The organism is Acinetobacter sp. TG2027 (assembly GCF_000302435.1).
GTDB classification, from domain to species: Bacteria; Pseudomonadota; Gammaproteobacteria; order Pseudomonadales; family Moraxellaceae; genus Acinetobacter; species Acinetobacter pittii.
In genome coordinates this window covers 1-1,191 of record NZ_AMJN01000006.1, presented here as the reverse complement: position 1 = coordinate 1,191, position 1,191 = coordinate 1, and the positions used below count along the sequence as shown (strand labels likewise).

Genomic DNA, 1,191 nt, shown 5'->3' with positions numbered 1-1,191 from the left:
AGAAGATCCTGAACTGATTAATGCGGGTAAAGAGTTTGTGACCATGCTTGAAGGCGGCAGCTTTTTCCACCATGGTGACTCCTTTGCCATGATGCGTGGTGGTCACCTTGATATTGCTGTGCTGGGTGCCTTTCAGGTTGCAGCGAATGGTGATTTGGCGAACTGGCACACGGGAGCACCAGATGCGATTCCTGCGGTAGGTGGTGCGATGGATTTGGCGGTGGGTGCCAAGAAAGTATTTATCACCACAGATCATGTGACCAAACAAGGGGAACCGAAGATTGTGGCTGAGCTGAGCTATCCGGTTACGGGTAAACGCTGTGTTGACCGTATTTACACTGACCTGTGTGTGATTGATGTGACTAAAGATGGTTTAAAGGTGATTGAGAAAGTTGAAGGTCTTAGCTTTGATGAGCTACAAGCTTTGACTGGTGCAACTTTGATTAATGCGACTCAAGGGTAAGGTTTACACAGCATAGCCAATGCTACTACCGTCATTGCCTGTAAATGATAGTGGTCTTCGAAAGCCCTTTGTATAGGCAATACCTTACTTTTTAAGGATAAAAAGTAACAAAAATCCTTTGTTACTCAGACACAACATCCCTGTTGTGCTGAGCAACGAGGCGACATCCATGTCGCCATCGCGAAACACTGAATGGAACTCTTTGAATACGGTTCTTGCTTATTAATTTGGATTTTACCGTAATTCGCTATTGTGACAGGCGACATGGATGTCGCCCGTTGGACAGGGAGGCATGGAAGCCTCCTCTGTTCAACAAAGGTTTTTGGTTACTTTTTTAAAAAAGTGACAAGAATTAGCTACTGGCATTTGACTCAACACGATAAGACTCTGTCATGACTACTTTTACTTAGTAACCATGATGATCGCCAGCAAAATCTGGAAAAGTCTAACAATGTGGCAATGACAGCAACAGATTTCAAAATGGAAATGTAAGAATGAAAAACGCTTATATCATCGATGCCATCCGTACTCCATTTGGCCGTTATGCCGGTGGCCTTGCACCTGTCCGTGCCGATGACCTTGGCGCTGTGCCGATTAAAGCGCTCATGCAGCGTAACCCAAGTGTAGATTGGGAACAGGTCGATGATGTGATTTATGGCTGTGCCAACCAAGCCGGTGAAGATAACCGTAACGTTGGCCGTATGTCAGCACTTCTTGCAGGTTTACCG

At 45.6% G+C, this 1,191-nt stretch carries 2 protein-coding genes; both read left to right on the top strand.

The window, feature by feature from the left end:
• A partial coding sequence (locus B806_RS0103050) for a CoA-transferase (RefSeq protein ID WP_017402605.1) occupies positions 1-463 on the top strand: 463 nt, incomplete at its 5' end.
• Positions 464-957: 494 nt separating this feature from the next.
• Positions 958-1,191 (top strand): hypothetical protein (locus B806_RS0103045; RefSeq protein WP_017402604.1); only part of this gene is annotated, 234 nt, incomplete at its 3' end.